Genomic DNA, 13174 nt, shown 5'->3' with positions numbered 1-13174 from the left:
ACCCAAAGTGTCGCGGGATGGAGCAGCCCGGTAGCTCGTCAGGCTCATAACCTGAAGGTCGCAGGTTCAAATCCTGCTCCCGCAACCAAAACAGCCGAACAAAACACCGAACGAGCCGCCCAAGGGCGGCTTTGCTCGTTCTCAACCGCTCGTTCAGCACCAACCCAACAATCCCCAACTAACTAAAGAAAAGAAACGCGCAATATGCGCAAGAATTGCAGCGTGCGACCAAAAAAAATCTCAGCACCTGTCGAAATCTGAGAAAACCCGACGTCCTTGGGGCACGAACCTAAAAACAGGAAGGACGATAGATGGTTTTTTCAACGACACCGATTTATGCGTTGCTAGTGGCGATGATCTGGCTCGTCTTATGGTTTCGTGTCTCGGGGATGCGGTCGGCCACGGGCCAATCCATCGGCGATGGCGGCGACATGGCGCTGATGTTGCGCGTGCGCCAACACGGAAACTGCCAGGACTGGGCGACCTTCATATTGATATTGATGATGCTGGGCGAAGGGGTCGGTACATCAGCGCTTTTCCTCAACGCGGCGGGCATTTTGCTGGTGATCGGACGAGCGGCGCATCCTTTCGGGTTGAAGATTGACAATGCCGGCCACCCGCTCCGCTATGTCGGTAATGGCACCAATGTTCTGGCCGCGCTGATCATGATGTTCTGCATCGCAACCCGGATCTTCGGTCTTTGACCCAGAACTTTTGAAAAGGATTATTGCTATGAAATACATGCTGTTGATCTACACTGACCCCGCGCAGGAACCGGCCTATGGCACCCGGGAGGTTGACGAGATGATGAGTGGCTTCTTTGCCGCCAATGAGCGGATGAAAGCCGATGGTGTTCTTTGCGATGGCGAGGGTCTGCAAGGGATCGAAACTGCAACCTCCCTTCGGATCCGCTCCGGTAAAGCTGAAACCATGGACGGGCCCTATGCCGAAACGCGTGAGCATCTGGGCGGATACTATGTGGTTGACGTTGTCGACTTGGATGCGGCGCTGAAATACGCGGCACTGATCCCGGCCGCCAACTACGGTACCATCGAGGTTCGGCCTCTGATGGACTACAATCCGGCTGGATAACCCATGAAGAACGCCGCCCCCAAAGCGATCGCAGTTGGACATGTCATTGATGATGTGTTGCGGCGGGATCGGGGGCGGCTTTTGGCCGGTCTGATCAACCGGTTGGGTGACTTCCAACTGGCCGAGGACGCACTGCAGGAGGCCGCAATCTCGGCTGTGAAACACTGGAGCCGCAACGGAGTTCCGGACAACCCGACCGCATGGTTGATGCGGGTTGGTCTGAACAAGGGCATTGATCGCATCCGAGCGCAACACAGGGAAGTTCGAAAAACAGCAGCCCTGGCCATAACCCTGCCCGAGTCCGTGGCGGACGACATGCCTGAGCCGATACCGGATGACCGGTTGCGTCTGATCTTCACCTGCTGCCACCCCGCGCTGGACCAGAAGTCACGCATCGCGCTGACTTTGCGCACGGTCTGCAACCTGACCACACGGGAAATCGCCGCGGCATTTTTGGACAACGACCAAACCATGGGCCAGCGCCTGTCCCGAGCCAAGGCCAAGATTCGCGCCAAGGGGATTGGCTACTCTGTTCCCGATCCGGAAATCTGGCCGGAACGTTTGGATACGGTGTTGACGACCCTCTACCTGATCTTCACCACTGGATACGTGAACGCGGATACAGGGCCGCGGGATCTCTGCCACGAAGGTATCTACCTTGCGCGAATTCTGCGAGACCTCCGACCGGAAGAGCCCGAAATCGAAGGTGCGCTGGCCCTGATGCTATTGACCGATGCCCGCCGCCCTGCGCGTATCGACGCTGATGGCGCTATGGTGCCCGTAGAGGATCAGGACCGAACGCTTTGGCGGCAGGGTCAGATAGGTGAGGCGCAGCGGCTCCTGCAAGCTGCGGTAGACCAGAGAAAACCGGGACCGTTTCAACTCAAGGCCGCCATTGCGGATTGCCACATGATGGCGCCGGTCCCGGACTGGCGGCAGATGTCGCTGCTGTATCAGTCCTTGTGGGCCTGCGAGCCAACCCCGGTGGTTGCCCTGAACTGGGCCGTCGTGATGGCCGAGACAGGTAATGCCCAACTGGCCTTGGACAAGCTGGACAGCCTGCGGCCCGATCTTGACGATTTTCAGCCTTGGCACGCGGCCCGGGCGCATATTCTGCAGAAGACGGGCCGCACCGCTGCGGCGGTCGCGGCCTATCGGCAGGCCATAGAAGCGGCACCAAACCAGGCGTCCAGAAAGTTTCTGAAACAAAGACTGCGGCGGCTCGCGCACTGAGGATCTGACAAGATCGGGCGCCATTGCGCCGATTGCCTGGAATGGGACTCAGCTGGTGCCTTCCGTGTGGGCCAGCATTTCCTTGCCGACTCGCCGATAGTTCACGAAGGAATTGGCGCTCATGACGACAAAGAAGCTGTCCATATCAATCATGACATAGCCCATTTCCAGAAGTTCACGGGTCAGAGCCGTGATGTCCTCCTGGTACAGCCTTCTCCGGCCACACAGTTCACGCAGCAGCTTCTGCGGGATGCGATACCGGCCCGAGGCCTTTCCTCCGAATTCCCTGGTATAGAGACCGGCTAGGGTTTCGGCGACATTCGTGAAGTCAGACATTCTATATCTCATGAAATTTTGTCTATAGACAAAAATTTATCACCTATATAAAGGAACGACAACCCAATTGAATGGCCAAGGCATGGACGGAAACGTAGACATTCCCTCAACCGACGAAGAGCTTTCGCTTCGGATCAAGGAAGCGGTCGAGCAGTCCAATGCGTCCGAGCTTGAGGCGCTTCTGGATCCGCTGACCAGCAGCGAAGCCCTGCGCGAAGTTCTTCAGCTGACACCGGCCGAGCGCGATACCGTTCTGGAGATCGTGCCCGTTGGACTTGCGGCGGAACTGGTCGAAGAAGCGCCAAACGAGATGGCGGTCGAGCTTGTGGAACGCCTCAAGCCCGAGCGTGCTGCCGAAATCATCGAACAGCTGGATTCGGACATTCAGGCCGACGTTATCGGCGAGTTGGATACGCCGGATGCCGAGGCCATCCTGTCCGAAATGGACGCCGAAGAGGCTGCGGATGTCCGCCTGCTCAGCACGTTCGAGGATGACACCGCCGGCGGTCTGATGATGACCGAGGTGTTCAAGTTCCGCGACACGCAGACCGTTGGCAATGTCCTGCGCGAACTTGCTTCGGACGACGAGGATTTTGAAAGGTATCGCGGGCAGCACCCCTATATTGTCGATTCCGAGGGGCGCGCGGTGGGCGTGGTATCGCTGCGCAGCCTGCTGACCGCCAAGCGCAGCGAAAAGCTGACAAGCATCATGGTTCCACCACTGACCGTGACCGTGGATACCCCGTTGGAACAGTTGGAAGACGTGTTCAACGATCATCCTTTCCTGGGGGTGCCGGTGGTTTATGCCGACGGTGTCCTGGCGGGTGTCGTGTCCCGCACGGCGGTGGCAGAAGCCACTCTGGAACGCTCGGAAAGTGAAAGCCTCAAACGTCAGGGTGTGGTTGGCGACGAGCTGCGCTCGATGCCTTTGTCGGTGCGGTCCCGTCGCCGGCTGGCCTGGCTTGCGGCCAACATCGTGCTCAACATCATCGCGGCCAGCGTGATCTCGGCCTACGAAGAAACACTGGCCGCCGTGATTGCGCTGGCCATCTTCCTGCCGATGGTATCGGACATGAGCGGCTGTTCCGGCAACCAGGCCGTTGGCGTCACCATGCGTGAATTGAGCCTGGGGTTGGTGCGGCCGCAAGATGCCGTGCGGGTCTGGATCAAGGAGATTTCAGTCGGGGTCATCAATGGGATTGCGCTGGGTATTCTGATCGGGCTGGTCGCGTGGTTTTGGAAAGGCAATCCGGCTCTGGGTCTGGTGATTGGTACTGCGCTGGCACTCAACACGATGCTGGCGGTATCCATCGGCGGTGTTGTTCCTTTGCTGCTGAAGCGGATCGGACAGGACCCGGCCGCCGCAAGTGGCCCGCTGTTGACCACGATTACGGACATGGCCGGCTTTTTCTTCGTGCTGAGCCTTGCAACCCTTCTGATGCCTTGGCTGGTGTGATTATGGCAAACGTTTCCGACAAGGGTCAGCCGCAGATGCCGAAGGTCATTGGTTGGATGGAATACATCGACCTTCCCGACCTGCCATTGAACGACATCAAGGCCAAGATCGACACAGGCGCCCGCACGTCAGCGCTGCATGCAACCGACCTTCGGCGGTTTCAACGGGACGGACATCACTGGGTGTCCTTCCTGACGGAGGTGCCGGGCGGAGAAGGCATGATCCGTATCGAGGCTCCGATCAAGGAACGGCGCAACATCAAGAACACCAGCGGAATTCCTGAAAACAGGATCGTCATCCGAACCACCATCCGGTTGGGCGACGAAACCTGGCCGCTGGATCTGTCTCTGACCGATCGCACGAACATGACCTTTCAGATGATCGTGGGCCGGGCGGCGCTGAAGAACCACGCGATCGCCGTTCACACCAAGCGCGCGCATCTGTTGCGCGGCAAACCAAAACACCAGGACAAAGGGGATTTGTCATGAAGATTGCCATGCTGGCGCGCAATGCCAACCTGTACACGCACCGCCGCCTCAAGGAAGCGGCCGAGGAGCGTGGGCATCAGCTCGACATCATCGACACCCTGCGGTGCTACATGAACATCGCAACCCGTCGCCCCGAGATCTATTACAACGGCGAAAAGCTGACGGGGTATGACGCGGTGATTCCGCGGATCGGTGCCTCGGTCACCTTCTACGGAACCGCAGTGTTACGTCAGTTCGAAATGATGGGTGTCTACCCGTTGAACGAAAGCGTCGCCATCGGCCGGTCGCGCGACAAGCTGCGGTCGATGCAGTTGCTGGCCCGCGACGGTGTCGGCCTGCCCGTCACAACCTTTGCTCACGACCCCAAACAGACCGACGAGGTGCTGAGACTGGCCGGTGGCGCGCCCATCGTCATCAAGCTGCTGGAAGGGACGCAAGGCATCGGTGTCGTTCTGGCCGATACGGACCGGTCCGCCAAATCGGTTGTCGAGGCGTTCCGCGGTGCGGGTGTGAACATCCTGCTGCAGGAGTTCATCAAGGAAGCCGGAGGAACCGACATTCGGGCCATCGTGGTGGGCGGCAAGGTTGTCGCTGCGATGAAACGCACCGGCGCCGAGGGCGATTTCCGCTCGAACCTGCATCGCGGCGGTTCGGCCAAGGTGGTCAAGCTGACACCGGAAGAGCGTGCAACGGCCGTTCGCGCGGCCAAGTCGATGGGCCTGAATGCCTGCGGCGTCGACATGCTGCGCGCCAACCACGGCGCTGTGGTGATGGAGGTCAATTCCTCGCCGGGCCTGGAGGGTGTGGAAAAAGCCACGGGTCTGGATATTGCCGGAAAGATGATCGAGTTCCTGGAAAAGAACGCAAAAGCCGGGGCCACCAAGACCAAGGGTAAAGGGTAACGGCATGGCAAAGCGGCAGCCATTCACGATCGGCCGCGCCACGGTGGCGCCGGGATCGCGGCTTACCGTGGATCTGCCGGTCAGCGTTCTGTCGGACCATACCCCGGTGACCATGTCCGCGCATGTGGTGCATGGCCGACAGGACGGGCCCACCGTCTTTGTCAGCGGTGGGGTGCATGGTGATGAGGTGATCGGCGTCGAGATCATTCGCCGTCTGTTGCGTGCGCCCAACCTGGCGACATTGAAAGGCACGCTGATCGCGGTGCCGATCGTGAATGCGTTCGGCTTCATCAACCATTCCCGCTATCTGCCCGACCGTCGCGACCTGAACCGGGTGTTTCCCGGCAGCGAGAACGGGTCGCTGGCCTCGCGGCTGGCGCATCTGTTCATGACCGAAATCGTCGCCCGCTCGGATCTGGGGATCGATCTGCATTCGGCGGCGATACATCGCACGAACTATCCGCAGATCCGGATCTCGCCCGACAACCCTCGGACCAAGGAACTGGCCAGCGTTTTCGGAGCACCGATCGTCATCCAATCGCCCCTGCGCGACGGATCATTGCGTGGCGCGGCGAAGGCGCAGGGTAAAGATATCCTGTTGTACGAAGCGGGCGAGGGTCTTCGCCTGGATGAACTGTCGATCCGCGCGGGCCTTGCGGGCATTCTGCGGGTGCTGAGGCACATGGGGATGGTTCCCGCCAAGCGGATCTCCAAGCCCAAAGCGGCACCGCAGTTCTGTTCGTCCAGCAAGTGGTTGCGCGCCCCGATGGGCGGAATCCTTCGGATCTACAAAGCGGACGGTGAACTGGTTCGCAAAGGTGATCTGCTGGGTGCCGTATCGGACCCGTTCGGCGAAGCCAGGGAGGACATCATCGCTCCGTTCGACGGCTTGATCGTCGGGCGTGCGGTCATGCCTGTGGTGAATGAGGGCGATGCCGTGTTTCACCTGGGGCGGGTCGGGTCCGTGGAAAAAGCCGAAGACTCGATGGAAGATATCAACGCGCAGCTGGAAGATGATCCCATGTTCGACGAGGACGAGATCATCTGAACGGTCCGACACGGATAAGAGACTGGCAATCCAGACACTTGGGGCGGCCTTGGCCGCCCTTCTTTCATCCCAGGCGTTTCTTGAACCTGAGCGTCGCAGCCAGCATCCCAAGGACGGCAAACCCGATCATCCACAGAATGTCACCGCGCAGAGCGTAAAGCGTTGCATCCCGCAGAACCACGCCGCGGATCATGTCCATGAAATGGGTGGCCGGCAGCACTTGGGCGATCACCTGAACCGGTTTGGGCATCCCGTCGAACGGGAACATGAACCCCGACATCAGGATCGAGGGCAGCAGAACGAAAATCGTCATCTGCATGGACTGCAGCTGGTTCTGAGCCAGCGTCGAGATCACAAGGCCAAGCGACAGGCTGGCGATGATGAACAGAAGCGTTACCACCAGCAGCGGGATCATTCCTCCGTTAATGGGGACGTCGAACAGGAAATGTCCCAGCCCGAGGATGATCGCGACCTGCAGCAAGCCCAGGAAGATGTAGGGAATGATCTTGCCGATCATCAGCTCGATGGATTTGACCGGGGTGTTGATCAGCATCTCCATGTTCCCCCGCTCGCGCTCTCGGACGATGGCGGCCGAGGTGAACAGGATCATGGTCATGGTCAGGATGACGCCCACAAGGCCGGGAACGATGTTCACCGCCGATCGTTGCTCGGGATTGAAATACAGCGTGACCTCGAAGGTCGGGACCTGACGGTTTGGCGGCTGTCGCAGCAATTCGGTCAGTGGCATGCTGCGCAGGGATTTGATGGCGCTGGCCACCATGGTGTCCGACCCGTCCACGATCCAATGAGCCACGGGGCGGCTGGATGTCTGGTTGGTGGCGTTGGGCAGGCCCAATCCGATGGACGGGCTTCGGGCAAGCCGGTCATCGACGTCGGGCGGAATGATGAACGCGGCGCGCACGGTGGATTCGGTGATCGCCTGTTCGGCCTCTTCCGGGGTCGAGAAGACCTCGGTGATGGTCACGACCTGCGTGGCCTGAACGATCTGAGCCAAGGTCCGGGACAGCGACGAGTCGGCCTGATCCACGATCCCGACCGGAATATGGCGGATGTTTGTGTTGATTGCGTATCCGAACAGCAGCAGCTGGATCAGCGGGATCATGACGACCATGGCAAAGGTCATCCGGTCACGCCGCAGTTGCAGCAGTTCTTTCTTGAGAACGGCGGTGATGCGGCGGAGCGATTTCATTGGGCGGGCCCCTTCGTCGCGCTGACGAACACGTCTTCCAGATTGGGGCGCTGTACCGACATCGCCACGTTGGGAAAGTCCGAAAGGCGCGACGTGATCATCGCCATCGGATCGGTTTCCGACTTGTCCACCAGAACGCGCAATCGGGCACCCACCTGCGCCGTCGACAGCACCTTGGGCGTATCATCCAGTAGGTGTTTGACCTGCCGCAGACCCTCGCCTTCGACCTCGATCACGGTGGCGTTCAGGTCTTCCATCAGTTGCCGGGGCGATCCATCCGCCTTTTTTACCCCATGCTCGAGGATGGCCAGCTTGTGACACCGTTCCGCCTCGTCCATGAAATGCGTGGACACGATCATCGTCGCGCCCTGATCGACCAGGTCGAACAGCTGTTCCCAGAAAGACCGGCGGGTTTCGGGGTCGACGGCCGATGTCGGCTCGTCCAAAAACAACAGCTTGGGGCCGTGCAGCACCGTCGCGGCCAGCGCCAGTTTCTGCCGCTGCCCGCCGCTCATGCTGCCGCTCAGTTGATTGGCGTTTTCGGTCAGGTCGTAGGTTGTCAGTAACTCGTCGATCCGGTCGGCGGATTTGCGGCGCGGCATTCCATAGATCTCGGCGGCAAAGCGCAGGTTCTCAAGCACCGTCATGTCGCGGTAATACGAAAAGATCTGCGTCATGTACCCGATTTCATTCTTCAGCGGCTCGGCGTATTGCGGCATTGGTCGGCCCAGCACCGAGACGGATCCGCTGCTGGGTGTCAGCAGTCCGGTCAGCATTCGCATCGTCGTTGTCTTGCCGCAGCCGTTCGGGCCCAGAAACCCATAGATCTGACCCTGGCGTATCTCCAGGTCCAGGTTGCTGACGGCTGTCTTTTCCTTGAACCGGCGCGTCAGACCCTGGGTCGAGACCACCAGATCGCTCATGGCATCTTCACCTGGACGGGAACGCCTGCGGGCAGATCTCGGGCGGTTTCCGGCAGGTCGATTTCTGCCAGATAGACCAAGCGCGTCCGATCATCCTTGTTTAACCCGTAGTAGGGGGTGAAGGACGGATCGTCGCTGACCCATCGCACGGTGCCCGTCAGAGGTGGGTCCAGCCCGTCGACCCGAACCTCGAGAGAGTCTCCGGGCGCGATGTCCACCCGGCTGGGTTCGGGGACATAGACGCGGGCGTAAGGGGCCGCGCCGGACACCAGCACGGCGACCGGGCTGCCCTGGGCGACCCGTTCCCCCAGGTTCCAGGGCAGGGAATCCAGGATGCCGTCCCGTGTCGCAACAACCGTCAGGTCATCCAGGACGGTCTGTTCGGCGGCAACCGCCGCTTCGGCCGCCCGCACATTGGCCCGGGCAACCGACAGATCTTCGGGGCGGGTTCCGTTTTCCAGTTCTTTCAGGGATTCCCGAGCGCTTTCCAGTGCCGCCCGAGCGGAATCGCGTGCGGCAATATCCTGGTCCAGGCGCGCCTGGCTGACGACCGAGTTGACGACCAGCTGGGAATTCCTCTGATACACGGCCTCTGCGTCCAGCAGACGCGCCTCGGCACCGGCGACGTTGGCGCGCGCGATCGCAATCTCTTCCTCGCGCGGGCCGACTTCCAGTTTCAGTAGCGTGGCCTGCGATTTTTCCAGTTCCGCCTGCGCGAGGTTCAGCTTCGCGGTCTGCAGATCCGTGTCAAACCTGACCAGCACGTCGCCGACCTTGACCGGAGACCCTTCTGCAACAGGCAACTCCACGATGATCTCATTGGCCGTCGCCGTCAGCGCGACTCGGTCCCGCGCCAGAACTCCCAGCGCGGTGCCGGTGTTCTGGCCCGAACATCGGTCCAGCAATGCAGCAGGGAGAATGGCCATGACCAGCAGCGGAATCGGCAGGGACAAATTCATCAAATCATCGTCTCCTTGGTCGGGGCGGTTTGGTATCTGTGTCAATTTCTGCCCCGACTCAAAGGTTTAACAGAGGACGGAGAAATCACAAAAGCCGAACCGAATGGGCCAATACCAAGCCATCCAAGGTCGCCCAGGCTGCAAATTCAAGAGACTGGCCCCGCCCACGACCGGCTGAGTTCTGTCCTGACCGCGGTGCAATTATGGGCAAGAGCGCGGGCACATACAGGCCGCAAATAATCCTTGCAACCGGTTGCAAAAAAGAACATGCTCCCGCCAGAAATATACCCAGAGGTCACAATGCTCAGAATCGGATTGCTTGGAGCAGGGCGCATCGGAACCGTCCACGCGCAAGCCATTTCGGACCACCCGGACAGCACGCTTGTTGCGGTTTCGGACGCAATGGAAGACGCCGCCGCACGTCTGGCGCAAGCGCATGGAGCTGTAGCGCGCACGTCGGAAGACATCATCGCCGACCCGGATATCGACGCGGTACTGATCGCCACGCCGACGGATACGCATTCGGACCTCATCGAGGCGGCGACCGCCGCGGGCAAGGCCGTTCTGTGCGAAAAGCCGGTCGATCTGGACTTGAACCGCGCCCTTGCCTGCCAGCAAGCCGTGGCAGGTACCGGTCAACCGGTCATGATCGGGTTCAATCGGCGTTTCGATCCGGGCTTTGCCGCACTGAAATCCGCCGTTCAGTCTGGCGAGATCGGAAGCCCCGAATTGCTGTCGATCACTTCTTTTGATCCGGCGCCGCCCCCGATTTCCTATGTCAAAGTATCGGGCGGATTATTTCGGGACATGACGATACATGATTTCGACCTCGCCAATTTCATCATGGGTGACTTACCGGTCACTGTTTCGGCCGTTGGCACATCGACCGTGGACCCCGCCATCGCCGAGGCGGGGGATGTGGACACAGCCGTCGTCACCATGACCTACAAGGACGGTCGGATCGCCGTCATCAAGAATTCTCGCCGGGCCGTATACGGCTATGATCAACGGGTCGAGGTCTTGGGGTCCGGCGGGCTGCTGCAGGCGCGCAACGTGCTCGAGAACAACCTGGTGAAATCCACGTCCGACGGCGTGATCAGTGCCAAGCCGACCTACTTCTTCCTCGAACGCTACATGCCTGCCTATCGGGCGGAATGGGATGCGTTCGTGACTGCGGTCAAGACCGGATCCGCCGTGCCGGTGACGTTGGAAGACGGCGTCGCAGCGCTGGCCCTGGCCGAAGCTGCGACCCGATCGGCCAGGACGGGTATTCCGGTAAAGCTGGAGGAAATTTTGAAACCGGTTGCAAAATGACGTGAAGTATTGAAACTGAAACGGCCCCGATGCGTATCGGTGCGACAGAGATTCGGCCTTGCCGGATGAATGGGTCCAGGACCCGGACAAGACAAAAATCTGTCCTAGTGGGAGGAAACGTAATGAACAAATTTTTCAAAGGTGCTTTGGCCGCCGGCGCGCTGGCGCTGGCCACTCCGGCCTTTGCGCAGGACATCGTCGTGGTATCGCACGGCCAGGCGAATGACGCGTTCTGGAACGTGGTCAAGAACGGGGTCGAGCAAGCCGGCACGGATATGGGCGTGAACGTCGAATACCGCGCGCCCGAAACCTTCGACATGGTCGCCATGTCGCAGCTGATCGATGCCGCCGTGAACCAGGAACCCGACGGGTTGATCGTCTCGATCCCGGACGCCGACGCGCTTGGCCCCTCGATCGAACGCGCGGTCGCCGCAGGCATCCCGGTGATCTCGATGAACTCGGGCTCGGACGTGTCCAAGAAACTGGGCGCGGCGCTGCATGTCGGCCAGGATGAGTTCGACGCCGGCAAGGCCGCCGGTGAGAAGCTGGCCGAAATGGGCGGCAAGAACGCGATCTGTGTGAACCACGAGGTCGGAAACGTCGCGCTGGACCTGCGCTGCGCGGGCTTTTCCGAAGGCTTTGGCGGCAACGTGACTGTTCTGCCCACGTCGAACGACCCGTCCGAGATCGAGTCGAAAGTGTCGGCGGCTCTGGCTTCGGATGAAAGCGTCGATACCGTGATGGCGCTGGGCGCAAGCTCGGCCGGTGAGCCCACAGTGGCCGCCGTCAAAGGGTCGGGGCGCGATGTGAACGTGGCCTCGTTCGACCTGTCGGCCAACTTCCTGCAGTCGATCGTCGATGGTGACGCGGCCTTTGCCGTGGACCAGCAGCAGTATCTGCAGGGTTACCTGCCGGTCGTGTTCATGGCGCTGAACGCCAAGTACGGCCTGATGCCGGGCGGCAACGTGCCCTCGGGTCCGAACCTGATCACCGCCGACAAGGCCGGTCAGGTGGTCGAGCTGTCCGCTCAGGGTATCCGCTGATACCGGCGGGCTGAAAATCGGGGCGGCGTCAGGGCGCCGCCCCTGCCAAACGGGAGGAAACCATGACCGAGTCTGCACAAGCGGCGATGGACGAACGGATCAAGAAGGAACCGTTCCTGACCAAGCTGATGAAGCGGCCCGAACTGGGGGCCATCGCAGGGGCGATCCTTGTCTTCATCTTCTTCGCCATCACGGCCGATGAATCGATGTTCACGCTTGCCGGCATCATGAACTTCATGACCCCGGCCGCCCAACTGGGTATTCTGGCCATCGGCGCGGCGCTGCTGATGATCGGGGGCGAGTTTGACCTGTCGATCGGCTCCATGGTGGCCTTTGCCGGCCTGTTCTTCGGGGTCTGCGTGGTGACCTGGCAGCTGCCCTTGGTGGCCGCGATCCCGATGACTTTTGTTTTTGCCGCCTTTGTCGGGGCAATCAACGGCACCATCGTCATCCGCTCGGGTCTGCCATCCTTCATCGTGACGCTGGCCTTTCTGTTCATTCTGCGCGGCCTGTCCCTGGTGGGGCTGAAGGCGGCCACCGGCGGGTCGACCCAGCTGCGCGGCGTGCGCGATCAGGTCGAAAATGACTGGCTCGCGCCGTTCTTTTCCGGCGAAGCCTTTGCCAGCCTGTTCACCTGGCTGGCCGAAAAGGGCCTGATCGACACGTTCAAAAGCGGCGCGCCCAAAGTGCCGGGTGTCCCGGTTGAAATCCTGTGGTTCGTGGCCTTCGCCATTGCCGCCACCTATGTTCTGCTGCGCACCCCGGCCGGCAACTGGATCTTCGCCTCGGGCGGCGACCGGGTTGCGGCGTCGAACTCGGGCGTACCGGTGAACCGGGTCAAGATTTCACTGTTCATGCTGACTGCCTGTTGTGCCGCGCTGGTGGCGATCATCACCGTGATCGACGCAGGCTCGACCGACGCGCGGCGAGGCTTCCAGAAGGAATTCGAGGCGATCATCGCCGCGGTGATCGGTGGCTGTTTGCTGACCGGAGGGTATGGATCGGCCATCGGGGCGTTCTTCGGGGCGATCATCTTCGGCATGGTGGTCATCGGCCTGACCTATACCGATTTCGATCAGGACTGGTTTCAGGTGTTCCTGGGGGCGATGCTGCTGATCGCCGTTCTGTTCAACAACGCGATCCGCAAACGCGTAACCGGGGAGCGCTGAC

14 protein-coding genes and 1 tRNA gene are annotated in these 13174 nt (G+C 60.6%); 11 read left to right on the top strand and 4 right to left on the bottom strand.

Annotated elements, in window-relative coordinates; translation table 11 throughout:
- The first annotated feature begins 11 nt into the window (after positions 1-11).
- From ACR0EF_RS16830 to ACR0EF_RS16815, 4 genes are all read left to right on the top strand, one after another.
- Positions 12-88 (top strand) — tRNA-Met (locus ACR0EF_RS16830).
- A gap of 223 nt (positions 89-311) precedes the next feature.
- Positions 312-704: an MAPEG family protein gene (locus tag ACR0EF_RS16825; protein ID WP_170373272.1), complete on the top strand. Its 393-nt coding sequence runs from the start codon at positions 312-314 to the stop codon at positions 702-704.
- A 37-nt stretch (positions 705-741) separates the two neighbouring features.
- Entirely contained in the window at positions 742-1092 is a 351-nt protein-coding gene (locus tag ACR0EF_RS16820; protein WP_480771328.1) for a YciI family protein, read from the top strand.
- A gap of 3 nt (positions 1093-1095) precedes the next feature.
- Positions 1096-2325 carry an RNA polymerase sigma factor gene (locus tag ACR0EF_RS16815; protein WP_170373270.1) on the top strand — a complete coding sequence of 410 codons (1230 nt, stop codon included), beginning with the start codon at positions 1096-1098 and terminating at the stop codon, positions 2323-2325.
- A gap of 48 nt (positions 2326-2373) precedes the next feature.
- On the opposite strand, the gene ACR0EF_RS16810 is transcribed toward ACR0EF_RS16815, so the two are convergent.
- On the bottom strand, positions 2374-2661 hold the full coding sequence (locus ACR0EF_RS16810; protein WP_217354748.1) for a hypothetical protein: 288 nt from the start codon (positions 2659-2661) through the stop codon (positions 2374-2376).
- 82 nt (positions 2662-2743) lie between these two features.
- Here ACR0EF_RS16810 and mgtE point away from each other — a divergent pair, with 82 nt between their 5' ends.
- The 4 genes from mgtE to ACR0EF_RS16790 are packed head-to-tail and all read left to right on the top strand — an operon-like array spanning position 2744 to position 6555.
- On the top strand, positions 2744-4117 hold the full coding sequence (gene mgtE, locus ACR0EF_RS16805) for a magnesium transporter (protein ID WP_170373268.1): 1374 nt from the start codon (positions 2744-2746) through the stop codon (positions 4115-4117).
- A gap of 2 nt (positions 4118-4119) precedes the next feature.
- A complete protein-coding gene (locus ACR0EF_RS16800) occupies positions 4120-4605 on the top strand; it encodes an ATP-dependent zinc protease family protein (protein WP_170372552.1) in 486 nt (161 codons plus the stop codon).
- Positions 4602-5507: a 30S ribosomal protein S6--L-glutamate ligase gene (gene rimK, locus ACR0EF_RS16795; protein ID WP_093963715.1), complete on the top strand. Its 906-nt coding sequence runs from the start codon at positions 4602-4604 to the stop codon at positions 5505-5507. The genes ACR0EF_RS16800 and rimK overlap by 4 nt, the downstream gene beginning before the upstream one ends.
- 4 nt (positions 5508-5511) lie before the next feature.
- Positions 5512-6555, top strand: coding sequence for a succinylglutamate desuccinylase/aspartoacylase family protein (locus tag ACR0EF_RS16790; protein ID WP_170372550.1), 1044 nt, complete (start codon positions 5512-5514; stop codon positions 6553-6555).
- Between the two features lie 64 nt (positions 6556-6619).
- On the opposite strand, the gene ACR0EF_RS16785 is transcribed toward ACR0EF_RS16790, so the two are convergent.
- Genes ACR0EF_RS16785 through ACR0EF_RS16775 form a run of 3 tightly spaced genes read right to left on the bottom strand, consistent with a single transcriptional unit; the run spans position 6620 to position 9647 of the window.
- Positions 6620-7765 (bottom strand): ABC transporter permease, encoded by a 1146-nt coding sequence (locus tag ACR0EF_RS16785; protein ID WP_170343206.1) that lies wholly within the window; start codon positions 7763-7765, stop codon positions 6620-6622.
- A complete protein-coding gene (locus ACR0EF_RS16780) occupies positions 7762-8688 on the bottom strand; it encodes an ABC transporter ATP-binding protein (protein WP_170365693.1) in 927 nt (308 codons plus the stop codon). Before ACR0EF_RS16780 ends, ACR0EF_RS16785 begins: the two co-directional genes overlap by 4 nt.
- Positions 8685-9647 (bottom strand): HlyD family secretion protein, encoded by a 963-nt coding sequence (locus ACR0EF_RS16775; RefSeq protein WP_254434003.1) that lies wholly within the window; start codon positions 9645-9647, stop codon positions 8685-8687. Before ACR0EF_RS16775 ends, ACR0EF_RS16780 begins: the two co-directional genes overlap by 4 nt.
- A 300-nt stretch (positions 9648-9947) precedes the next feature.
- On the opposite strand from ACR0EF_RS16775, the gene iolG reads away from it, so the two are divergent.
- From iolG to ACR0EF_RS16760, 3 genes are all read left to right on the top strand, one after another.
- Entirely contained in the window at positions 9948-10961 is a 1014-nt protein-coding gene (gene iolG, locus ACR0EF_RS16770) for an inositol 2-dehydrogenase (RefSeq protein ID WP_170372546.1), read from the top strand.
- Positions 10962-11083: 122 nt separating this feature from the next.
- Complete coding sequence (locus ACR0EF_RS16765) at positions 11084-12004, top strand: sugar ABC transporter substrate-binding protein (RefSeq protein WP_170372544.1); 921 nt, start codon at positions 11084-11086, stop codon at positions 12002-12004.
- A 62-nt stretch (positions 12005-12066) separates the two neighbouring features.
- The gene (locus ACR0EF_RS16760) at positions 12067-13173 is read left to right on the top strand and encodes an ABC transporter permease (RefSeq protein ID WP_170343202.1); all 1107 of its coding nucleotides are present in this window, start codon (positions 12067-12069) and stop codon (positions 13171-13173) included.
- Position 13174 lies beyond the last annotated feature (1 nt).

The organism is Ruegeria sp. CG8 (assembly GCF_056537165.1).
Note: the sequence above shows the minus strand (reverse complement) of the source record. Positions and strands in the feature narration are given on the sequence as shown.